The sequence below is a fragment of the Catellatospora bangladeshensis genome, from assembly GCF_016862575.1.
Lineage (GTDB): Bacteria > Actinomycetota > Actinomycetes > Mycobacteriales > Micromonosporaceae > Catellatospora > Catellatospora bangladeshensis.
Genome location: NZ_BONF01000041.1, coordinates 36,335 through 57,950, shown reverse-complemented (window position 1 = coordinate 57,950; position 21,616 = coordinate 36,335). Strand labels below are relative to the sequence as shown.

The 21,616-nt window shown below is 72.8% G+C and carries 23 protein-coding genes; 11 read left to right on the top strand and 12 right to left on the bottom strand.

Annotation, left to right across the window (positions count from 1 at the left end; all coding sequences use genetic code 11):
- Positions 1-13: 13 nt before the first annotated feature.
- Positions 14-613 (bottom strand): hypothetical protein, encoded by a 600-nt coding sequence (locus Cba03nite_RS30785; protein ID WP_203753756.1) that lies wholly within the window; start codon positions 611-613, stop codon positions 14-16.
- A 54-nt stretch (positions 614-667) separates the two neighbouring features.
- Between Cba03nite_RS30785 and Cba03nite_RS30780 the strand changes: the two genes are divergently transcribed.
- Positions 668-1,552 (top strand): nucleotidyltransferase domain-containing protein, encoded by an 885-nt coding sequence (locus Cba03nite_RS30780; RefSeq protein WP_308442772.1) that lies wholly within the window; start codon positions 668-670, stop codon positions 1,550-1,552.
- A 63-nt stretch (positions 1,553-1,615) separates the two neighbouring features.
- On the opposite strand, the gene Cba03nite_RS30775 is transcribed toward Cba03nite_RS30780, so the two are convergent.
- Positions 1,616-2,056: a thioesterase family protein gene (locus tag Cba03nite_RS30775; RefSeq protein ID WP_203753750.1), complete on the bottom strand. Its 441-nt coding sequence runs from the start codon at positions 2,054-2,056 to the stop codon at positions 1,616-1,618.
- Positions 2,057-2,181: 125 nt separating this feature from the next.
- Here Cba03nite_RS30775 and Cba03nite_RS30770 point away from each other — a divergent pair, with 125 nt between their 5' ends.
- From Cba03nite_RS30770 to Cba03nite_RS30760, 3 genes are all read left to right on the top strand, one after another.
- Positions 2,182-3,729, top strand: a complete 1,548-nt coding sequence (locus Cba03nite_RS30770; protein ID WP_203753747.1) for a M28 family peptidase — start codon at positions 2,182-2,184, stop codon at positions 3,727-3,729.
- A 229-nt stretch (positions 3,730-3,958) separates the two neighbouring features.
- Positions 3,959-5,146, top strand: coding sequence for a type III PLP-dependent enzyme (locus tag Cba03nite_RS30765; protein ID WP_239126125.1), 1,188 nt, complete (start codon positions 3,959-3,961; stop codon positions 5,144-5,146).
- Positions 5,143-6,621, top strand: a complete 1,479-nt coding sequence (locus Cba03nite_RS30760; protein ID WP_203753744.1) for a saccharopine dehydrogenase NADP-binding domain-containing protein — start codon at positions 5,143-5,145, stop codon at positions 6,619-6,621. The genes Cba03nite_RS30765 and Cba03nite_RS30760 overlap by 4 nt, the downstream gene beginning before the upstream one ends.
- Before the next feature lie 594 nt (positions 6,622-7,215).
- Here the strand turns inward: Cba03nite_RS30760 and Cba03nite_RS30755 are convergent.
- On the bottom strand, positions 7,216-8,436 hold the full coding sequence (locus tag Cba03nite_RS30755; protein WP_203753741.1) for a DMT family transporter: 1,221 nt from the start codon (positions 8,434-8,436) through the stop codon (positions 7,216-7,218).
- Between the two features lie 72 nt (positions 8,437-8,508).
- On the opposite strand from Cba03nite_RS30755, the gene Cba03nite_RS30750 reads away from it, so the two are divergent.
- The 3 genes from Cba03nite_RS30750 to Cba03nite_RS30740 all read left to right on the top strand — a co-directional run bounded on the left by Cba03nite_RS30750 (position 8,509) and on the right by Cba03nite_RS30740 (position 11,038).
- The gene (locus tag Cba03nite_RS30750; protein ID WP_203753738.1) at positions 8,509-9,435 is read left to right on the top strand and encodes a LysR family transcriptional regulator; all 927 of its coding nucleotides are present in this window, start codon (positions 8,509-8,511) and stop codon (positions 9,433-9,435) included.
- Positions 9,436-9,553: 118 nt separating this feature from the next.
- A complete protein-coding gene (locus Cba03nite_RS30745) occupies positions 9,554-10,288 on the top strand; it encodes an NUDIX hydrolase (protein WP_203753735.1) in 735 nt (244 codons plus the stop codon).
- A 252-nt stretch (positions 10,289-10,540) separates the two neighbouring features.
- Positions 10,541-11,038, top strand: coding sequence for a hypothetical protein (locus tag Cba03nite_RS30740; RefSeq protein WP_203753732.1), 498 nt, complete (start codon positions 10,541-10,543; stop codon positions 11,036-11,038).
- A gap of 62 nt (positions 11,039-11,100) precedes the next feature.
- Here the strand turns inward: Cba03nite_RS30740 and Cba03nite_RS30735 are convergent, their stop codons facing one another.
- Positions 11,101-12,144: a hypothetical protein gene (locus Cba03nite_RS30735; protein ID WP_203753729.1), complete on the bottom strand. Its 1,044-nt coding sequence runs from the start codon at positions 12,142-12,144 to the stop codon at positions 11,101-11,103.
- A 63-nt stretch (positions 12,145-12,207) separates the two neighbouring features.
- On the opposite strand from Cba03nite_RS30735, the gene Cba03nite_RS30730 reads away from it, so the two are divergent.
- Both Cba03nite_RS30730 and Cba03nite_RS30725 read left to right on the top strand, forming a co-directional pair.
- On the top strand, positions 12,208-12,951 hold the full coding sequence (locus tag Cba03nite_RS30730; RefSeq protein WP_203753726.1) for a hypothetical protein: 744 nt from the start codon (positions 12,208-12,210) through the stop codon (positions 12,949-12,951).
- Positions 12,952-13,018: 67 nt separating this feature from the next.
- On the top strand, positions 13,019-13,678 hold the full coding sequence (locus tag Cba03nite_RS30725) for a class I SAM-dependent methyltransferase (RefSeq protein ID WP_203753723.1): 660 nt from the start codon (positions 13,019-13,021) through the stop codon (positions 13,676-13,678).
- Here the strand turns inward: Cba03nite_RS30725 and Cba03nite_RS30720 are convergent, their stop codons facing one another.
- The 5 genes from Cba03nite_RS30720 to Cba03nite_RS30700 form a co-directional block, all read right to left on the bottom strand.
- A complete protein-coding gene (locus Cba03nite_RS30720) occupies positions 13,679-14,269 on the bottom strand; it encodes a TetR family transcriptional regulator (RefSeq protein WP_203753721.1) in 591 nt (196 codons plus the stop codon). It abuts the gene before it with no gap.
- 13 nt (positions 14,270-14,282) lie between these two features.
- Positions 14,283-15,305: an aldo/keto reductase gene (locus Cba03nite_RS30715; protein WP_203753719.1), complete on the bottom strand. Its 1,023-nt coding sequence runs from the start codon at positions 15,303-15,305 to the stop codon at positions 14,283-14,285.
- 32 nt (positions 15,306-15,337) lie between these two features.
- Positions 15,338-16,039, bottom strand: a complete 702-nt coding sequence (locus tag Cba03nite_RS30710) for a glycine zipper family protein (RefSeq protein ID WP_203753717.1) — start codon at positions 16,037-16,039, stop codon at positions 15,338-15,340.
- A gap of 153 nt (positions 16,040-16,192) precedes the next feature.
- Complete coding sequence (locus tag Cba03nite_RS30705) at positions 16,193-16,813, bottom strand: SGNH/GDSL hydrolase family protein (protein WP_203753715.1); 621 nt, start codon at positions 16,811-16,813, stop codon at positions 16,193-16,195.
- 43 nt (positions 16,814-16,856) lie between these two features.
- Entirely contained in the window at positions 16,857-17,462 is a 606-nt protein-coding gene (locus Cba03nite_RS30700) for a hypothetical protein (protein WP_203753713.1), read from the bottom strand.
- 106 nt (positions 17,463-17,568) lie between these two features.
- Here Cba03nite_RS30700 and Cba03nite_RS30695 point away from each other — a divergent pair, with 106 nt between their 5' ends.
- Positions 17,569-18,027 (top strand): SRPBCC family protein, encoded by a 459-nt coding sequence (locus Cba03nite_RS30695; protein ID WP_203753710.1) that lies wholly within the window; start codon positions 17,569-17,571, stop codon positions 18,025-18,027.
- A gap of 5 nt (positions 18,028-18,032) precedes the next feature.
- Here Cba03nite_RS30695 and Cba03nite_RS30690 read toward each other — a convergent pair whose 3' ends face one another.
- Together Cba03nite_RS30690 and Cba03nite_RS30685 are read right to left on the bottom strand one after the other, a co-directional pair.
- Positions 18,033-18,386 carry a VOC family protein gene (locus Cba03nite_RS30690; protein WP_203753708.1) on the bottom strand — a complete coding sequence of 118 codons (354 nt, stop codon included), beginning with the start codon at positions 18,384-18,386 and terminating at the stop codon, positions 18,033-18,035.
- A 40-nt stretch (positions 18,387-18,426) separates the two neighbouring features.
- Entirely contained in the window at positions 18,427-18,681 is a 255-nt protein-coding gene (locus tag Cba03nite_RS30685) for a DUF6343 family protein (RefSeq protein WP_203753706.1), read from the bottom strand.
- A 40-nt stretch (positions 18,682-18,721) separates the two neighbouring features.
- Between Cba03nite_RS30685 and Cba03nite_RS30680 the strand changes: the two genes are divergently transcribed.
- Complete coding sequence (locus Cba03nite_RS30680; RefSeq protein WP_203753704.1) at positions 18,722-19,564, top strand: SDR family oxidoreductase; 843 nt, start codon at positions 18,722-18,724, stop codon at positions 19,562-19,564.
- Between the two features lie 72 nt (positions 19,565-19,636).
- On the opposite strand, the gene Cba03nite_RS30675 is transcribed toward Cba03nite_RS30680, so the two are convergent.
- Positions 19,637-21,592, bottom strand: coding sequence for a hypothetical protein (locus tag Cba03nite_RS30675; RefSeq protein WP_203753702.1), 1,956 nt, complete (start codon positions 21,590-21,592; stop codon positions 19,637-19,639).
- Positions 21,593-21,616: the final 24 nt, after the last annotated feature.

The window sequence follows — 21,616 nt, the reverse complement described above, 5'->3', positions numbered from 1 at the left end:
GGCTGAACGAACGTTAGCCTTCGGCGACCGCCCTGGTGTCGCCGTCGCGCGGGCCGCGCACCAGCCTCACCCAGCCCGCCAGGTTGCCCAGCGCCACGAGCACCAGCGCCAGCAGCGAGAACGCGAACCCGCCCTGGTCGTGCACGAAGTCGCCGATCTCCTTGCCGGGCGGCAGCGGCGCACTGAGCTGCTCGCGCAGCCGCTCCTCCACCAGCACCCGCACCGTGGCCTGGTTGACCAGCAGGAACAGCGCCGCGATCGCGGCCAGCGCGGCGACCACCCCGCGCCGCGTCCGGGCCCGGCCCACGCCCACCGCGACGAGCACTCCGATCACGACGACCACCAGCACTGTCCCGGCCAGCGGCTGCGGCGGCAGCACGTCGTCGCGCCGCTGCCCGGCCGGGAGCAGGTGATCCTCGGTCACGTCGGGCGTCCCGCCGGTGGCCAGATCCCAGCCCGTGTACGTGGTCGTCCCGCCGGGCGCGGCCCGCCCGTACCCGCCCGGCGCGTCACACGACACCGCCAGGAACGGCGCCAGGAACAGCAACCCCGCCAGCACCAGCCCCGCCGGGCTGAACACCCGGCCCCATCGACCCCGATCCACCTTCACCACGCCGCCACCCTAAGCCCGCCACGGCCCCCACGGCGCGCCGATCTTGCGCGGGTTGTGGGTGCGACACGCACTTACCGGGCAGAGAGGCAACACTTCGTGCAAGATCGACGCGTGGTGGGGGCGGTGGGGCCGCAGCGGGGCGGGGATACTCGGGCGGTGCTTGGGGAACTTTGGGTTACGGCGGCTCATGTCAGGGCGCTTGACGAGCGGGTGCCGGGGCTGGTGACGGGGTTGTTCGTGACGGGGTCGGTGCCGCTGGGGGACTACTGGCCGGGGCGCAGCGACATCGACTTCGTCGCCGTCATGGAGCGGCCGCCGACCGAGGGCGAGCTGGGCAGGCTGGCGAAGGCGCACGCGGCGCTGGAGCCGCCGCTGCCGCCGGGGCCGGACTACGACGGGATCTACCTGACGCGGGCGCAGCTGGCGGTGCCGCCGGCCGAGGACGGTTGCGCGCCGCAGATTCTCGGGGGCGAGTTCCAGCCCGCCAAGCCGGGCGGCCAGTTCAACCCGGTGACCTGGCTGGAGCTGGCCCGGCACGGGCTGCCGATTCTGGGCGAGCGGCCGGAGGTCGCGCTCAACGAGGGCGTGCTGCGGCGCTGGCTGCTGGGCAACCTCGACGGCTACTGGGCGGGCTTCGCCGCGATGGCGGGGCCGCAGTTCGCGTCGATCCCGCCGGAGACGCCGGTGCCCGCCGAGCCGGTGCTGTGGGGCGTCACGGGCCCCGGACGGCTGCACTACACCCTGGCCACCGGCGAGATCACCACGAAGACGCAGGCCGCCGCGTACACCGCCGGCCTGTTCCCGCAGTGGGCGGAGCTGTGCGACCGCGCCGCCCGCTCCCGCGCGGGCGAGGATGTGCCCTTCACCGCCGCCGACGGCCTCGCCGCCACCGAACTGGTCGCCGCCGTCGTCACCCACGCCCACACCCACCACGCCTGACCACCCCGTCGGCCCGGCCCGAAGCCGCGCGGCGCCGCCGGGCCCGGCGGACGGGGCCGGACCTCAGGTGGCCGGCAGGAGGTCGCGGGCGGCCTTGAGGACGGCGGGGGGCATGGGGGTGGCGCGGCGGGGGCCGGTGTCGAGGTGCACCGCGGTGAGGATCATGACGGCGGCGGTCTCGCCGGAGCCGGTGCGCATGGTGTGGCGCGCCTTGAGCACCTTGTCGCGGACTTCCAGCAGCTCAGTGTGCACGGTGACCGTGTCGCCGGGGAAGAGTTCGCGTTGGTACGTGATGTGCTGCTCCACCGCCGCCATGCCGCGCGAGGCCGTCCGCAGATAGTCCGCCGTGATGCCGAGCTCGGCGAACAGGTTCCAGGTGGCCTCGTCGAACTTGCCCGAGTACCACATGACGTTCATGTGACCCATGTGGTCGCAGTGCCACGGGTGCACCACGCCGCGGTAGGTCAGCAGCGGCTCGGCCATCGCCCACTCCTTCGTGATCATGCTGCGTCCAGCATATCGGCGCCTCAGGTCACGACAAGGTCAAGCGCACCCTCGATGTATTCACATTAATCGTTTCGATGGCTAATCTGCGCTCGCCGGTGACCCCCGGCACCCCCTGCCACTCGTTGAGGAGTAAGGCCTTGCGACCGTACGCACCACAACGCGCCCTGCTGGCGCTCGCCCTGGCCGCCACCGCTCTGGCGGCGGCGCCCGCGGCGGGCCTGGCGGCGCCCGGGAACGCGTCCCAGCCCGCCCCGGCGGCCGCGGCCGCCCTCGCCGCGCCCGACATCTCGCTCACCAATGTCAAGGCGCACCTGCAGCAGTTCCAGACCATCGCGAGCAGCAACGGCGGCAACCGCCGCTCGAACACCGCCGGGTACACCGCATCGGTGAACTACGTGTACAACAAGCTGGTCGCCGCGGGCTTCAGCGTGGTGAAGCAGAACTGCACCTCGGGCTGCACGGCCGGGGCCGGCCCGAATGTGATCGCGGACTGGCCGGGCGGCGACGCGAACACGGTCTACATGTTCGGCGCGCACCTGGACGGCGTGGCCGCCGGTCCGGGCATCAACGACAACGCCTCGGGCTCCTCGACGGTGCTGGAGATCGCGCTGACCCTGGCCGCGACGAACCCGTCCATGCTCAACCACGTCCGGTTCGGCTTCTGGACCGACGAGGAGCAGGGCCTCAACGGCTCGGAGTTCTACGCCAACAGCCTGCCCGCGACCGAGCGGACGAAGATCAAGGGCTACTTCAACTTCGACATGGTCGCCTCGACCAACGGCGGCTACTTCATCAACCGGATCACCTCCAGCCTGGGCCAGACGCTGAAGGCGTACTACGACGCGAACTTCCCGGGCCTGGCCCCGGAGGAGAACGTGGAGGGCGCCGGGCGCTCCGACGACGCGTCGTTCAACGCCGTGGGCATCCAGACCTCGGGCGTGGCCGCGGGCGCGAGCGCGAACAAGACCTCGGCGCAGGTCACCAAGTGGGGCGGCACCACCGGGGACTACGACCCCTGCTACCACGCCTCCTGCGACACCTACCCGAGCAACATCAACGACACGATCCTGAACCGGGCCGGCGACGCGGCCGCGTACGCGCTGTGGACGCTGGCCACCGGCACCCCGGCGACCACGGTGTGGTCGGACACGTTCGAGACCGCCACGGGCTGGACGGCCAACCCGAGCGGCACCGACACCGCCACCACCGGCCTGTGGGAGCGGGGCGACCCGGCCGACACCAACTCCAGCGGCATCAAGCAGCTCGGCACCACCGTGTCCGGCAGCAACGACCTGGTGACCGGCCGGCTGGCGGGCGCCGCGGCCGGTGACTACGACCTCGACGGCGGCGTCAGCAGCATCCGCTCGCCCGCGATCACCCTGCCGTCGAGCGGCACCATCAACCTGAGCGCGAACTGGTACCTGGCGCACGGGTCGAACTCGTCCAGCGCGGACTACCTGCGGATCTCGATCGTGCACAGCGGCGGCACCACGACGCTGTTCACGCAGGCCGGGGCGGCCACGAACCGCAACGGCGGCTGGGCGCTGGGCACCTGGAACATCTCGGCGTACGCGGGCCAGTCGGTGCGGATCCTGGTCACCGCCGCCGACGCGTCCACCGCGAGCCTGGTCGAGGCGGGCGTCGACGACGTCAAGATCACCGTCTCCTGACCCGTACCGCCCATGATCGAGGCTCCCGTCATGCTGCTCCCGAGCATGGCGGGAGCCTCGCGCATGCAAGGAACATCTATGTGTGACGGCGTCACCCACACGGAGTATGAGCATCGACACAGTGCGTCGTGGCATCCCGGCGGCCGCCTGTTCACCATTTGGCCCTAGACTCCGTCGTCGGCAATCGAACGGCCGCATTCAACATTTTCACTGGAGGATTAGCGAGACGATGGCGATGACCAACGGCAAGACCCTGGTCACCATGATCGCGGCAGGAAACCGCGAGATCCAGGACTTCCTCGATGCAGACCAGCGAGAGACTCCCTACCTGGTCATTGATCTGAAGGTCGCCGAGCGGCAGTTCCGCCGCCTGACCGATGCCTTCCGCGAGACGCAGATCTTCTACGCGGTGAAGGCGAATCCCCAGCCGATGCTCATCAGGCGACTCGCCCGGCTCGGCTCCTCGTTCGACGTGGCGAGTCCCGCCGAGATCGATCTCTGCCTGTCCGAGGGCGCGGACGCCTCCCGCCTGTCGTACGGCAACACGATCAAGAAGGCGTCCGACATCAAGTACGCCTACCAGCGCGGCGTACGCATGTTCGTCTTCGACAGCGAAGCCGAGCTGCACAAACTCGCCGAGAACGCCCCCGGTTCCGCCGTGTTCTGCCGCCTGCTGGCGGGCAGCGCCGGTGCCCAGTGGCCGCTGAGCCGCAAGTTCGGGTGCTCCCCGGACATGGCGGTGCGCCTGCTGGAACAGGCACGGGACCTCGGGCTCAAGCCGATCGGGGTGTCGTTCCACGTCGGCTCGCAGCAGCTGGACCCGACCCGCTGGGAGCCCAGCGTCAGCCAGGCCGCGCGGGTCTTCCGCGAGCTGGCCGACAAGGGCATCCACCTGACGCTGCTCAACTGCGGCGGCGGGTTCCCCACCGGGTATCAGGTTCCCGTCGCGCCGATCGAGGCGTACGCGGAGGCGATCAACTCCGCCGTCGAGCGCCACTTCGGCCCGTACCGGCCGAGCCTGGCGATCGAGCCCGGCCGCTTCGTCGCCGCCGACACCGGCGTGCTGCGGGCGCAGGTCGTGCTCGTGTCCCAGAAGTCGTACGACGACGATCACCGGTGGGTCTACCTGGACATCGGGCGATTCGGCGGGCTGGCCGAGACCGAGGGCGAGGCGATCCAGTACCGCCTGGTCACCGCGCGCGACGGGGAGCCGACCGGTCCGGTCGTGCTCGCCGGGCCGACCTGCGACAGCGTCGACATCCTGTACGAGAAGGCGCCCTACCGGCTGCCCCTGGATCTGAAACCAGGCGATTACGTGGACATCCTGGGCACAGGTGCCTATACCACCACGTATTCTTCCGTTGGCTTCAACGGGTTCGCACCATTGGCAACATTCTGCATCGGAGAAAACGCGTGACGACCATTCCCAAGCTGGCCTTCCAGGGCCGGATCCTCCTGCTCGGCAGCGGCTCGGTGTCGCAGTGCCTGCAGCCGCTGCTGCTGCGCCACGTCGACATGGACTTCACGCGCCTGACGATCATGGACTTCGAGGACCTTGCCCACACCGCCGCCGAGGCGGTCGCGGCCGGCGCCACCTACCTCCGTGAGCGGATCACCCCGGAGAACATCGAGACCGAGCTGGCCAAGCACCTCGGCGACGGCGACCTCCTGATCAACCTGGCCTGGAACATCGACACCGGCGTCATCATCGACTGGTGCCAGCGGCACGGCGTCCTCTACGTCGACACCTCCGTCGAGGAGTGGGACCCCTACGCCGACCAGCTCAACGCCACGCCCCAGTCGCGCACCCTCTACGCCCGGCACATGAAGCTGCGCGAGCGGGCCAAGGGCTGGAAGTCCGACGGCCCCACCGCCGTCGTCGAGCACGGCGCCAACCCCGGCCTGGTCAGCCACTGGACCAAGATCGCGCTGCTGGACATCGCCACCGCGATGCTCAAGGAGCCCGAGCGCCTGCCCAAGCCGCTGGACGCCGACCGCCGCGCCAAGCTCGAGGAGGCCCTGAACAGCCGCGACTTCGCGGCCCTGGGCATGCTCACCGGCACCAAGGTCATCCACATCTCCGAGCGGGACACCCAGATCAGCGACAAGCCCAAGCAGGTGGGCGAGTTCGTGAACACCTGGTCCGTGGAGGGCTTCTACGAGGAGGGCATCGCCCCCGCCGAGATGGGCTGGGGCACGCACGAGCCGTCGCTGCCCGCCAACGCGTACACCCACGAGTCCGGCCCGCAGAACCAGATCTGCCTCGCCCAGACCGGCATCACCACCCAGGTCCGCTCCTGGGTGCCGATCGGCGGCCCGATCATCGGCATGGTCGTCCGCCACGGTGAGGCCTTCACCATCAGCGACCACCTGACCGTGTGGCAGGACGGCAAGGCGGTCTACCGCCCCACCGTGCACTACGCGTACATGCCCACCGACGCCGCGCTGAACTCGCTGCACGAGTGCCGGATGAACGGCTACGAGCTGCAGAAGAACCAGCGGATCATGAACGACGAGATCCTCAGCGGCATGGACGAGCTCGGCGTGCTGCTGCTCGGCCACGACCTCAACGGCTGGTGGGTCGGCTCGCAGCTGACCATCAACGAGTCGCGGGCCCTGGTCGCGCACCAGAACGCCACCACGCTGCAGGTCGCCGCGTCGGTGCTGGGCGCCGTCTACTGGATGGTCAACAACCCGAACCGGGGCCTGTGCGTGCCGGACGACCTCGACCCCGAGGCCGTGCTCGAGGTGGCCAACCCGTACCTGGGCGCCGTCCCGTCGGTGCACACCGACTGGACCCCGCGCAGCTCGTACTACGAGCCGTTCGCCAACTTCCGCCCGGAGACCGGCGACGACTCCGAGCCCTGGGCCTTCGCCAACTTCCTGGTCTAAGGCAAAAGAAGGGCACCTTCTTATCGCTATGCGTAGAAGAAGGTGCCCTTCTTAACGCGGCCCCGCTCACCGGCGACGGTGACCGGGGCCGTTCGCGATCAGGCGGCGATGCGGACAAGCCGCTGCTCGGCGGCCGCGATCAGGCGCGTCATCAGCCACTCGGCGGCCGCCTGGTCATCGCCGTTGGTGGTCAGCTGGGTCACCGTGCGGCCCCGGCCCAGATACGCGAAACACGTCACCAGCCCCGAGTTGCTGAAGCAGCCCGCGGCGCCCGCGACCGTGCCCGGCAGCACGATCGTGTGCTTGTCCAGCCGCCGGTAGGTCTCCCCCGCGTCGCTGTACGTGCGGCAGCCCCTCATCATGCTCGCCGCCTTCGCCACCACGTCCTTGGCGTGCTGCTTGAGCAGCACGTGCACCTCCTGCGCGACCAGCCCACCGTTGATCACCCAGGCGCGCACGTGCGACTTCGACTTCGCCGCGTCCCCGGTCGACGACGCCGCCCGCTCGCCGCACGCGGTCACCACCCCGTACGGGTAGTTCGGCACGTGCACCGCGTCGAAGGTGCGGTCGATGCCGACCTCGGCCAGGCTGCTGTCAGCCGCCAGCGCCTCGTCGGTGAGCAGGACCGCGTTCAGCGTCTGCTCCGGCGTGAGCGGCTTCGCGGGCGGCGCGGCCGACGCGGAGGCCGCGGGCGGCGCGGTGCTCGCCGACGGCGCGGGGGCCGTGGCCAGCGGGGCGGCGGAGGGGCCGCAGCCGCCACCGAACAGCACCGCCACGACGGCGAGGGGCAGAAGTCGTCTCACTGGCGGTCTCTTCTCCGGCGTGCTCCGAGGGGACGCCGCAGGATACCGCCGCCACCGGCACATCGACCTGCCCGGTCGCCACCGGGGCGGGCCGCGGCCTGCGGCGGCGCAGCTGGAGCACCGCCACCGAGGCGAGCACCGCCACGCCGCCCGCCGCCTGCAGCGGGCTGAGCCGCTCGCCGTAGACCAGCGCCGTGCTGGCCACCGTCACCGCCGGCTCCGCGCAGGACAGGATGGCCGCGGTGGACGCGCCGACGTCGCGTACGCCGAAGAACATGCCCGCGATCGGGATCACCGTCGAGCACACCGCGATGGCCAGCACCCACCACCAGCCCGACGCGTCGGCCGGGGAGTGCAGGCTGCCCGTGGCGGCGCCGAACACGGCCAGGCTCGCCGCGGCCGAGGTGCACACGATCGCCGTCACCACGAACAGGTCCAGGTCGCGCGGCAGGCCGTCGGAGACGGTCAGGTAGAGCGCGTAGGCCACCGCCGCGCCGAGCGCCAGCAGCACGCCGCCGGTGGCGGCCGAGCCGCCGACCCCGCCCGCGCCGAGCATCAGCAGCAGCCCGAGCGCCGAGCAGGCCAGCGCGGCGACCCGGCGGCGGTCCGGGCGCTCGCGGCGCAGCGCGATGGCCAGCACGGTGACCAGCCCGGGGTACGCGTACAGCAGCAGCGCGGTCAGCGAGGCGTCGATCCGGGCCAGCGCCCCGAAGTAGAACCCGGCCTGCAGCGCGTACCCGACGGCGCCCAGCCCGACGCAGGCGGCCAGGGTCCGGCCCGTGGGCAGCTTCGGGCGGCGCCAGGCGACCACGGCCCACAGCAGCACCGAGGCGATCACGAACCGCCCGGCCAGCATCGTGGGCACGTTGAACCCGGCCGCGTACGCCTGCTTGGCGAACACCGCCGACATGCCGAACCCGGCCGCGGACACCAGGCACAGCAGCGTGCCGCGCCGCACGTTGCGGGGCACGCTCGGGGCCGCCGCTGGTGCGGCGGAGACGGTGGTGGTCATGACACGAAACGTTAGGCCGCGCCCAGCCATCGAGGTAGCCTTGGATTCCAGCGGCTTCCACAGGAGAAACCTTTGATTTCGCTCCACCAGCTCCGCTGCTTCCTGGCCACCCTGGAGCACGGCTCGTTCACCGCCGCCGCCGGCGTGCTCGGCTACGCCCAGCCGTCGATCTCCGAGCAGGTCCGGCTGCTGGAACAGGGCCTCGACACGACCCTGTTCCGGCGGGTGGGGCGCGGCCTGGTGCCGACCGAGGCGGCCCGCGCGCTCGCCCCGCACGCCGCCGCCGCGCTGGCCGCCGTCGCCGAGGCCGGGCGGGCCGTCGCCTCCGTGCGCGAGCTGCTCACCGGCACGGTGCGCTTCGGCATGTTCCGCACCGCCCGCTTCTACCTGACCGCCGACCTGGTCGCCGACGTCCTCCACCAGCATCCGGGGGTACGCCTCGAACTGGTCGGCCAGAACTCCGCCGAGGTCCTGGAGCACCTGCGCAAGGGGCGGCTGGAGGCGGCGGTCATCGCCCTGCCCGTCGAGGACGAGAACATGGTGGTCACCCCGGTGCTGCGCGACGAGCTGGTGTACGTCAGCGCCGACCCGTCCCGGCTGCACGCCCGGGTCACCCCCGCTGCGCTGGCCGCCGCGCAGCTGGTGCTGCCCGACGCGAGCTGGCGCGAGACCGACACCACCCGCCGCCAGCTCGCCCAGGCGGTGCAGCGCACCGGGCATTCGCTGCGCCCCCGGATCGAGGTGGAGGACACCGAGACCGCGCTGGACATCGCCGCCCGCGGCCTGGCCGACACGGTCACCTGGCGCGGCGTGCTGCACGCCCTCGGCGACCGGCTCCCGGCGGGCCTGGCCTGGGCCCCGCTGCGCCCGGCGATGTACGAGACGTTCGCCGTCGTGCACCGCCAGGGTGAGCTGTCCCCCGCCAGCCGGGTGGTGGTCGACCTGGTCATGGCCCGGATGCGCGGGCTGGACCGGGCGATGCGCGCCGAGCCGGCCTGACGCGGCGCGGGCGTGGACCGTCCGATGACGACCGTGTCGGTTCCCTGCCGCCGGGCGGCATCGGGGACGGCCGGTCGTTAGGCTCGGCGCTGATGACCTTCGGCAGATTGGTGCGTCCATGTCCGACCAGCAGTCCCGGCGGGCCGCCCGCCTCGCCGCGTACGACGCGCTGCGCGCGCAGCGCCCGCAGCTGTTCGAGAACCCACCCGGTGCGGCGTTCGAGATCGTGACCGATCCGGCCCTGCAGGAGCAGGTGGCCGACGAGTCCGCCGCGAAGCTGGCCGGGCGCGGCCTGCCCGAGCAGAACGGCGACATCGGCGTCGTCTACGCCGACCAGTACCTGCTGCTGGTCCGGGACGCGGTGCGCTTCGCCGACGGCAGCCTCGGCACGTACATCCGCCAGATGTCGCCGCACGACGGCACCGGCGCGGCCGTGCTGCCGCTGCTGCCGGACGGCCGCATCCTGCTGGTGAAGCACTTCCGGCACGCGACCCGGCGCTGGCACTGGGAGATCCCGCGCGGCTTCGCCGAGCCCGGCGCCGACGGCGCCGCGACCGCCGCGCGCGAGGTCGAGGAGGAGGTCGGCGTGCCCGCCGACAAGGTGATCTTCCTGGGCGCGCTGGACTCCGACACGGGCGCCGAGGTCGGCGGCGACGAGATCTACCTCGCCCAGCTGTCGGCGGTGCCCGCGGAGCGCCCGCCCGGCGCGACCGAGGAGGGCATCGACGAGTTCGCCATGGTCACCCCGGACGAGTTCACGCAGATGATCCGGGACGGGGTGCTCGGCGACGCGTTCACCCTCGCCGCGTACGCCCAGGCCGTGGTGAAGGGCCTCTGGCCGGGCAAGGCGTAACCGGGAGCCTGCCGGCGGCCCTCGTTCCCTCGCGGAACGGGGGCCGTCCTTTTGGCGCGGCGGGTGACGGGAAGCACCCCCACTAAGGCGTCCTAGGTTGCTAGGCGGAGAGGCGGGGCGTTCGGTGCACACTGCTTCGGTAACGAAGCAGTGACACTTCACTGTCTAGCGTCACACTTCTATGTGTGGTAGGAATCTTTCCATCGCTGCGCAGCGGACGGCAATTAACTCCGACACCCCAGGAGACCCCCCATGTCCCGCTTCGTCCCCCGTGCTCTCACCGTGCTCGCGGGCGCGGTGACGGCGTTCGTGTTCGCCTTCGCCTCCCCGGCCCACGCCGCCACGTTCCTGACCCACTCCGAGGCCACCGCCCAGCTGCGCGCGGCCGGTATCACGTGGTCGTCGAGCGGCGGCTGCAGCGACCGCAACAACCCGACCTGCACGTCGTTCACGAACGTCCGCCAGACCACGATCAGCGGCATCAAGACGCTCAAGAGCGCCAGCGGCTGCGCCATCAACATCACCGCGGGCACCGAGACCGGCCACTCCTCCGGCACGTACAGCCACTGGAACGGCTACAAGCTCGACATCAGCAAGTACACCTGTGTCAGCAACTACATCAAGAACACGTTCACCTACGTCGGCTACATCTCCGGCTGGGGCTACCAGTACCGCTCCGGCGCCGGCAACCTCTACACCGACGAGGGCAACCACTGGGACATCCTGTACTACAACTGCGGCGGCTGCTGACCCCTCGGCCCGTCGTTTCGTGATCGGAGCTCCCGCCGTGCTCGCGGCGGGAGCTCCGCGCGTCAGCGGGCGACCGCCGCGGACGGGGCGTCGGGCAGCAGGAACATCTCCTTGTTCTCCGCGACGAAGAGCAGGTCGTGGGTGCCGGGCACGTAGCTGCCGCCCTCGACCGAGGCGTTGCCCGCGCGCGAGGCGAAGGTGCCGGTGTGCACCGGCCTGCCCTGCAGCGCCCGCTTCAGGTACGCGTCGCCGCGCAGCGCCGGATCCGCCGCGAACACCCAGTACCGCGCGTGGCCGGCGACGGTGAGCCGGGTGCGGTCGGTCGAGACCGTGCTGACCGAGATCTTGTTGACCGCCGCGTCGAACTCCGCCACCGGCTCCAGCTCCACCTCGGCGCCGCGCTCGTCCGGGAACACCGCCCGGTACACCGGCGACTTCGCCGTCTTGGCGAACAGGTACAGCTCCCCGTCGAGCCAGAGCATCGCCTCGGCGTTGCGGGTGCGGCAGCCCTCCGCCGGGTCAGGGAAGGACACCGGCCACTTCGCGGTCACGAAGAACGGGTCGTCGGTGTCCGGCTCCGGCTCCAGCGTGCGGTAGAGGTACTGCTCGCTCACGCAGTCGTTGGCGCCGATGTCGCCGATCCAGAGGTTGTCGTCGTCGTCCAGCACGACGTCCTCCCAGTCGCCGTTCGGCGCGGCGAAGACCTGCGCGAACGGGAAGTTCTCGCCGCGGCGCACCGGCAGCGCGTGCGCGTCGGGGCCGAGCTTGATGGTCCACAGCGCGGCCCGCGGCCGCTGCGCCGTGGCCCCGCCGCCGTCGCGCAGCCAGTAGAAGACGCCGGGGAAGCGGCGGCTGGCCACCAGCCCCGACGCCTCGTTGGCGGGCAGGTCGGCGGTATGGATGGCGACCGGCTTGCCGGCCGGGGCCGCGAACGGCGCCACCTGCTCCGGGGCACCCGGTTCGAGCCCGCCCTGGGCGGCCGGGGCGGGCCGCTCGTCCCGCCACGACCGCGCGGCGGGCCACGGGTCGCTGCCGGTGTCGGGCGCCGACAGCGCGACGGCCGCCGTGACCAGCAGCGCGGCCAGGACGATCAGCACTCGCGTCATATCCTGCTAACGCGGCAGCCGCCGGGTGGCAACCCAACGCCCGCGGCAGGCGTCAGGTACACCATGATGATCTCCGGCGCCTACCGCGGGGGCGCGGCGCTGATCCCCATCGCCGCCCTCGCCGCCATACTCACCGCCGCCTGCACCGGACCGGCGGACCCCACCCCGGCCGCGGCCGCGGCCACCAGCGCGTCCAGTCCGTCCGCTCCCGCCCCGACCCCGTCGGCCGCGCCGAGCCCGGACCCGGAGCGGCGCGTCGGCAAGCCGACCAAGGCCTGCGCCCGCCGGGAGCCGGCCCCGGGTGAGAGCCTGACCCCGGACGGCTTCCTGGTCACGCCCATGGACCAGAAGATGCTGGACGCGATCGGCGACATCTCCCACGCCGGCGACCGCCAGTTCAAGAGCTCGTTCACCGGCGCCAAGCTGGTGCCCGAACAGGCCTTCGCCGTCGTCTACCGCAAGCCGTCCAAGGCGTTCGACGCCTACATCGAGAAGGTGTCGCGCGGCAAGTGCATCTACATTCGCGACGCCCGCTTCACCAAGGCCGAGCTGTGGGGCCACGCCATGAGGATCGAGAAGGAGCGGCCCTACTGGCGCGAGCGCGGCATCGAGGTGAACCACTTCACCGTCGAGACCGACGGCAGCGTCGTGGAGGTCGGCGTGCTGCCGGAGGACCTGGCGCAGGCCCTGGTGGAGCTGCCGCAGCGGTACGGCACGGCCATCCCCCTCCGGATCGTTCCGCAGGAGCCTATTCGGCTCGGGGGCGCCTTGGGACCGGCCGAGACTCCCGGCCCGTCCCCGTCCTGAGCGGGCGTGGGCACCGTCACCCGGCCCCGTGCGGGCCGGGTGGCACCGCGGGCGGCACACTTCTGGGGTGACCGACACCGCCGCTGACTTCGTCCGCTCGTACGCCGCGCTGGCCCCGCTGGGCTTCCTGCCCGAGATCAAGCTGCACCAGGCCGACGAGCCGATCGGCCTGTGGGAGCTGACCGAGGGCGAGTACCGCAGCGAGCAGCCGCCGCCGTTCTGGGCGTTCGCCTGGGCGGGCGGCCAGGCGCTGGCGCGCTACGTGCTGGACCACCCGGAGACGGTCGCCGGGCGGCGGGTGCTGGATCTCGCCTCGGGCTCGGGCCTGGTCGCGGTGGCCGCGGCGCTGTCCGGCGCGGCGTCGGTGCGGGCGGTGGACATCGACCCGTTCTCGGCGGCGGCGATCGGCCTGAACGCGGCCGCCAACGGTGCCGAGGTGTCCGTGGACCGGGCGGACATCCTGGGCGGCGACGCGGACGGCGCCGAGGTGGTGCTGGCCGGGGACGTGTTCTACAGCCAGGTGATGGCCGACCGGATGACCGGTTTCCTGCGCCGCGCGGCCAAGGCCGGGGCGCGGGTGCTGGTCGGCGACCCGGACCGGGCGTTCCTGCCCCGGCCGCTGTTCCGCGAGCTGGCCGCGTACGACGTGCCGACGACGATGGCGCTGGAGAGCGTCACGGTCAAGCACACCCGGGTGTGGGAGCTGCGCGGCCCGGCGCAGGCCTGATCACTTCTCCGGTACGCCGAGACCCCGGCGGATCAGCAGCCAGACGCCCTCGTACGCGCTCTTGATGTCGGGATCGCCCCACTCGGCCAGGTACGCCGGGTTGTGGAAACGGGCGGTCGCGTCGAACACGGCCCGGCCCATCCGGAACGGGTCGGCGACGGCGAACTCGCCCCGGCCCACCCCGTCGGCGATGATCTCGCCCAGCTGGGCCGAGAGCGCGTTGACGTGTGCCGCGACCACCTCGTCCGAATCGAGCGCGAGCCGGTAGTACGTCGCGAACAGCTCGGGCTCGTCGCGCGCCATGCGCTGCTTGGAGTCGGACAGCCCGTCCAGCCAGCGGCGCAGCCGGTCGCCGGCGGGGCCGCGCTCGGCCGCGATGTCGCCGAGCGGCTCGGACAGCCGGGCCAGCCAGCGCTCGACGACCGCGTTGCGCAGCGCGGCCTTGCTGGGGAAGTGCCGGTAGACGCTGCCGTGGCTGACGTTCAGCGCGCGTGCGACATCGACGACGTTGGCCTTCGCCGGTCCGTAGCGGCGGAGGGCCTCCTCCGCCGCTTCCAGGATCCGGTCCGGGGTGAGAGGAGCATCTGCCATGTTGAGGCAGACCCTACCTCTCGCTGTCGAGCGCCTGCATGGAGTGCGGGTCATAACGGTCGCCGGAGGCGGCGCCCACGGGCACCGCGGCCTCGATCCGGGCCAGGTCGGCCTCGCTCAGCGCGACGTCCAGCGCGCCCAGGGACTCGGCCAGCCGGGCCCGGGTGCGCGCGCCGACCAGCGGCACGATGTCCGCGCCGCGTGACAGCGCCCAGGCCACCGCCACCTGCGCCACGCTCGCGCCCCTTTCCTCGCCGAGCTGCCGCAGCGCCTCGACCAGGGCCAGGTTGCGGTCCAGGTTGCCGCCGGTGAACCGGGGCAGGTGGGCACGGAAGTCCCCCGGCCCCGCGGCGCGCTCACGCGACCAGTGCCCGGACAGCAGGCCGCGCGACAGCACGCCGTACGCGGTGACGCCGATGCCCAGCTCGCGTGCGACGGGCAGGATCTCGTCCTCGATGCCACGGGAGAGCAGCGAGTACTCGATCTGCAGGTCGGCGATGGGGTGCACGGCGGCGGCCCGGCGCAGCGTGTCCGCGCCGACCTCGGACAGGCCGATGTGCCGCACGTAGCCGGCCTTGACCAGGTCGGCCAGCGCGCCGACGGTCTCCTCGATGGGCACGTTCGGGTCGAGCCGGGCCGGGCGGTAGATGTCGACGTGGTCGGTGCCCAGGCGGTTCAGGGTGTACGCGAGGAAGTTCCTGATCGCGACGGGGCGGGTGTCGACGCCGTTCCAGCCGCCCGCCGCGTCGCGCAGGGCGCCGAACTTGACGCTGATCACGGCGTCCTCCCGGGCGCGGCCCCGGAGCGCGTCGCGCAGCAGCAGCTCGTTGCGGCCCATGCCGTAGAAGTCGCCGGTGTCGAGCAGGGTCACCCCGGCGTCGAGCGCCTCGTGGATCGTGGCGATGCTCTCCGCCTCGTCGGCGGGTCCGTACAGGTCCGACATGCCCATCAGGCCGAGCCCCAGCGCGGCGACGCGCGGGCCGGTGGCGCCCAGGGTGCGGGCCGGCAGCTGCGGGTACGTGGTGTTTTCTGTCATGCCGTTCAGCGTGGCATGACAGATGACAGATTTCAAGTTTTGTCAGTTCCTAAGGTGGCCTGGGTCACGATCGGCGTCCGGGCCGCTCCCGGCGGGCGCGCCGCCCGGCCCGCGGCACGGGGGCCGTGCCGGTCGTGGACGTCGCGCCGGTACGCCCAGGCCTCGTGCCAGACGTGGTGGTAGACGCCGTGGGTGAAGTACCGGCCCGGCCCGGTGATCGGGTAACCGGCGTGGTCGTGCACGAGCCACCACACCGGCAGCACGCTGAACAGCACGTAGTTCACGGCGATCAGCGGCATGTAGAGCGGCCCGAACAGGCGGGCCTGGCGCACGTGCACGTCCTCGTGCCGCTCGCAGCGCGCGTTCGCGCCCGCGACGACGTTGCCGACCGTGGTCGCATACCCCCGGATAGCCTGCTCGAAGATGTTGATCCGGCCGCGATGCCGGCAGGCGAGCGGGTCGAGCCGGTGTCCCCGGGCCAGGTTCACGCTGAGGAACGCCGCTCCCGCGATCGTGTTGACCAGGCTCCAGCTGTGGTCGGCCGCGAACAGCCCCACCCCGCGCGGGGTCGCCGGATACGCCCTGACCCGCTGCACCGCCCACCCGTACGGCACCGCCGCGAGCGCCGCCAGCGCTCCCCCGGCGACCGCCCCGACCGGCCCCAGCAGCCACCCCGCCGCGGCGCTCACCGCCCCGACCTGGATACCCGCCGACGCCACCCCGGCCCAGTACACCCCTATCCCCGCACCCTAACCAGCCCTCGCCACCCGCCGCCCCGCCTTGATCGTCCGACCTGCCCGGCACCTGGGCGTATCTTGGCCGCGCTTACGCCCGTGTGCCTGGCAAGTCGGACGATCACCGCGCGGTCAGGACGCGGTGGAGGTGCGTCAGGAGAGGGTTTCGAGGAAGGCGCGGGCGATGACGGCGTGGCCGGCCAGGTTCGGGTGGATGCGGTCGTCGGCCCAGTCTACGGGGGTGGTCGAGGCGAGGACGCGGTCGAAGGCGGCCTGGACCGCGACGTGGCGGGCGCCGAAGTCGGCGGCCAGGGTTCTGACGACGGCGGCGTACTCGGCGGTCATCACGTACTGCGGGTCGCCGTGATCGGACTCGATCAGGTACGGGTCGGCGAGGATGAGGCGGCAGCCGGTGCGCTCGACCGTGTCGGCGAGCAGGCCGCGCAGGGTGGTGGTGTACTCGTCGAGCGGGACGGCCTGGTCGGGGCGGTCCTGGAAGAAGCGCCAGACGTCGTTGATGCCGATCTTCACGCTGAGCCAGTCGGGGCGCTGCTCGATCACGTCGCGCTCCCAGCGGGCGGCCAGGTCCCGCACGGTGTCGCCGCTGACGCCCCGGTTGACCCAGGTCAGGCCCAGCTCCGGGTGCGCGGCGGTGACGAACGCCTGCACCAGGCTCATGTACCCGTTGCCGTACGGCGCGGCGTGGTCGCGGCGGCCGCAGTCGGTGATGCTGTCGCCGATGAAGACGACGCGCTGCCCCTTTTCGAAGATCATCGGGCCATGCTAGTGGCCGGGCCGCCGCGCCGCGACCGGTCGCTCACGCCTTGGGCGAGTACAGCCACGGGTCGGTGAGGTCGTAGTACGCCACCAGCGAGGTGTACTCCTGCATACGGTCCATCGCGCCCTGCAGCTCCGGCGGCAGCCGCCGCTGCTCACCCTCCCGGGCCGCCTCCAGGCTGGTGAAGTAGACCGCCTCGGTGTACGTGCCGTCGTGGTGCAGCGTGACCGTGCCGCCGATGATCTCGTGCCGGAAGACGCGCAGGTTGGTGGAGAGCCGCTCGATGGTGTCCAGCAGCAGGCCCGGGTCGGTGGTGCTGCCGTGGATCACCTGCACGAACCCGGCGTCGTCCGAACCCGCGCCGAGGTAGGTGGTCACCTGCTTGGCGTCGGCGAAGACCGGGTCGGCGATCAGGCGCGAGGTCTCCTGCCACCAGGCGTCCTGCTCGGGCCGTTCGCTGTTGCGCCGGGCGTCCTCGGGCGAGGCGAACCGGGCCAGCACCACCACGCGGCCGTCGGCGGTGACGCCGCCGGTGCTGCCCAGCCAGCCCTCCGCTCCCGGCGACAGTTCGCGCACCCACGTGCCGAAAGCCTCGTGCAGCGCGGCGGGATCGGTTGTGCGGCCGCGGATCACCTGTACGAACATGACATTCCCCCTTCACCCGACGGTACGTCCGGGGGCCGGGCCCGGGTCGGCGAAGCCGGAAGTCGGCCCGTTCCGGCGCGGCCGCGCGCCGCGTATCGTGCGGCGGGTGGCCGACGAGGTGAGTGAGCAGATCGTGGTGGCGGCGCCGCCCGCCGACGTGTACCGGGCCGTCGCCGACGTACGGCGTATGGCGAGCTGGAGCCCCGAGTGCTTCGCGGTGTGGGTGTGGCGGCGGGAGCGGGGGCAGCCGACCCGCTTCGTGGGCTGGAACCGGCTCGGGCCGTTCGTCTGGTTCACCACCTGCCGGGTGCGCACCGCGGAGCCGGGGACGGAGTTCACGTTCGACGTGACCACGTTCGGGCTGCCCGTGGCGCGGTGGGGCTACCGGTTCACGCCCGACGGGGCGGGCACGCTGGTCACCGAGCACTGGGCCGACCGGCGCACGCGCGGCGCGCGGCTGCTCGGGCGGGTCTTCACCGGCCGCTCGGCGAACCGGCGGCCGGAGGTCAACCGGGAGGGCATGCGGCAGACCCTGGCCCGTCTCAAGCGCGAGCTGGAGGCCTGAGCGGGTCAGACCGTGTCGTACGCGGTGGCGTGGGTGGGCTGGTAGACGCCCAGCGTCGCGCCGCCCGGCAGGCGCACCACCGCCTCGGTGCCCCAGTCGCGCTTGGCCGGGGCGACGATGACCTCCAGGCCGCGCTCGCCCCACTGGGCCACCGTGGACTCCACGTCGTCCACGGTCAGGTACAGCTCGCAGCGGGTGTGCGCCTCGGCCGGGTGGAACGCGATCTCGGCGGGCGGCGCTTTGAAGATCAGCCAGCCCTCGCCCGTGTCCACGTGCGGGAAGCCGAGCACGTCGCGGAAGAAGGCCCGGTCGGCGTCGGCGTTGGTGCTGTAGATCAGCGCGTGCATACCTTTGATCATTTCTTGATGGTATGACGCTTCTGTCGGGTTCGTACGGTGCTCACTCGAACAGCGAGTGCGACGCGCCGTGCTCCGCGCGGCGGCGCTCCCGCCGGCGCCGGACTATCACCACCAGGTCGATGACGGTCACCACGATGAGCAGCACGCTCAGCCAGCCGAGCCAGGTCAGTCCGAAGGCGAACGAGATCACCGCCAGCACCCCGGCGAACACCAGGCCGAACCCGGCCAGCGCCAGCCGCAGGTTGAGCGCGCTGTACGGGTGATCGTGGGTGCCGTCCGGCTTCACACGTGTCATGGTCGCCTCTCCTCCATACTAAGACCGGGAGGTGGGCCGCGTGTCCGACGTCAAGATCGCAGTCACCGGCGCCACCGGCCGGCTCGGCTCGCGCGTGGCGCGGCGGCTCGCCGAGGCGGGCCTGCCCCAGCGCCTGCTCGTACGCGACCCGTCCCGCGCGCCGGAGCTGCCCGGGGCCGAGACGGCCCGCGCCGAATACGCCGACCGGGACGCGGTGCGCGCCGCGCTGGGCGGCATCGAGACCGTGCTCATGGTGTCCGCCGCGGAGACCGAGCAGCGGGTGGCCGAGCACCGCGCGTTCGTCGACGCGGCCGTGGCCGCCGGGGTGCGCCGGGTGGTGTACACGTCGTTCTACGGCGCCGCTCCCGACGCCGCCTTCACGCTGGCCCGCGACCACTGGGCGACCGAGCAGCACCTGCGGCAGAGCCCGCTGGCGTGGACGTTCCTGCGCGACAACCTCTACCTCGACGTGCTGCCGCAGTTCGTGGGCCACGACGGGGTGCTGCGCGGCCCGGCCGCCGAGGGCCGAGTGGCCGGGATCGCCCTCGACGACGTCGCCGACGTCGCGGTGGCCGTGCTGCGCGACCCGGGCCCCCACGACGGGCAGATCTACGAGCTGACCGGCCCGCAGTCGCTGACGCTGGGCCAGGTAGCCGAGATCATCACGTTCGTCACCGGCCGCCCGGTCAACTACCACGCCGAGACAGAGCCGGAGGCGTATGCCTCCCGCGCCTCTTACGACGCACCGGACTGGCAGGTAGAGGCGTGGGTGAGCACCTACCGCGCGATCGCCAGAGGCGAGCTCGCCCGGGTCACCGACACCGTCGAGCGGCTCACCGGTGTCGCTCCGCTCACCCTCGACGACCTGCTCCGCCTCGGCTGAGGCCGCTTTGTGCTCGAAGCTTCCGCCACGCAGTCAGCGGAGCGCGGCGGAAGCTTCGAGCACGGCCGCCGGTCAGCCCACGGGGGTCGGCAGCCAGGTGGCCCGGGTCAGGGCTGCCGCGGCGTGCTGCTCGTAGACCGCCGCGGCGAGCCAGGAGCGGGTGAACGCCTCGGCGTCGTCGCTGGTCAGGCGGCCGAACAGGTCCCGGGGGCGGTGCCGGGCGGCCAGCGTCAGCTCGGCCAGCAGGTGCGCGCCGAGATCCAGCCGGGACCGGCGGAGACGGCGCTCCTCGGTCGCCACGAGCGCGTGCACCGCCCGGCCGCCGGAGACGACCCGCTCCAGGTGCCGCCGCAGCAGCTGCATCGCCGGGTCCCCGGTCGCGGGCGCCCGGACGGCCGTGGCGACGGCGCTGCCGCCCGCGCGCAGCTGGCTGCGGTGCAGCCGGTCGTAACCCAGGTCGGCGTGGCCGGACCAGGCCTGGGGCAGGCGCAGCGCGTCCCCGGTGCCGGGCGCGACCCCGATCGACAGCGCCGCGACCGTGGCGCGCCGGGCCGGGTCCGGCCTGCCCACCACGAGCAGCTCCAGACCCTCGGCCCCGCCGAGCAGCCGCAGGTTCTCCCGGTACGCCAGCTCCGGGTGGTCGTCGGCGACGGTGAGCAGCAAGCCCGCCCCGTCGGCGGTCTGCGCGAGCACGGTGTCGCCCGCGCCCGCGCCGATCACCCGTACCGCCAGGAACAGCAGGTCCCCGCCTGCGGGACGGACGCCGACCGGCACCGCGAGCGCGGCCAGCGCCCGGTCCACCTGCGCGTCGAGCGGCTCGTCCCACAGCCGCCGCAGCGGCTCCTCGGTCCAGCCCGCCCCGGACGCGCGCACCGCGCGCACCGACTTGCCCGCGCCGAGCTGGCCCGACTCGGTGGCCGTGCCACCGGAGACGACCATCCCGGCCCGGGTGAGGGCGCGGTGGGAAAGACCCGCCTCGCCCAGCGCCACCACGGTGTCGCCGGCGCGCGCGGCCCTTTCCACGCCGCCCGGCGCGATGTCCGCGACCAGCCACAGCCGCCCGTCCCGGTCCGCGACGTAGGTGGCGGTGCCCGCGTAGCCGGACTCGGCCACCACGGGCACCGTGCACAGGCCGTACAGGCGCAGGCCCGCCTGGGCGTCGTAGCCGCGCCGGGCCGTGCCGAGCAGCCCGCCCGCCTGCGCCGCTGACAGCGCCGGATCACGCAGCTGGTGGGACAGGGTCAGCAGTTCACGCAGGTCGTCGGTCAGCTCGGCGAGCCGGAACTGCGGGCGCGCCTCACGCAGCGCCTGCAACCCGGCGGCGACGCGGGTGCCCGCGGCGGCGGCCCGGTGCAGGCCGTGCGCTCGCGCCTCGTGCACGGCCCGCAGCAGCCCGGTGCGCAGCACCAGCCCGCTGCCCGCCGTGCCCGCCTCCAGCACCGCCGCCCCGGCGCGCCATAGACCGTCGGCGGCGCTGCGCTGCCGGTCGGTCAGCACCGCACCGCCCTCCGCGTCCGGACCGGGACCGGCCTGACCGGAGGAGGCAGCACCTCCCGCGTGGTCCGCGCCCGGCCCGGCACTGGACACCGCTCCACCCGGCATCTCGGCGGCCGCCCGGTCCGCCGCGGTCGACGGACCTGACCCGCCCGGCTCGCCGGACGCGGGCACTCCGCCCGGCTCGCCGGACGAGACGTCTTCGCCGGAAGCCCCGGCCTCGGCCGCGTCAGCCGGATCGTCCAGGCCGTCGTACACCGGCGCGAGCGCCAGCACCGCCACCCGGTGCAGGCAGTTCGGGGCCAGCAGGCAGCTGCACCGGGCGTCGGCGCCGGTGCGCACGACCCCGTCGGTGAGCACCAGCGTGACCACGGTGGCATCGTCGACGGCGACCGTCACCTGCCCGTCCCCGGCGGTGACCGGCCAGGCGGCGGCCCGGGTGACGGCCTCGTCGACCTTCTTGCGCAGCCGGCCGGGCAGCGCGTCCAGCGTCTCGGCCAGGGCCGGTGCCGTGACCTGCGGCAGTGCCGTCATCGCTCCCCCTCGCCGTGGCCGCGG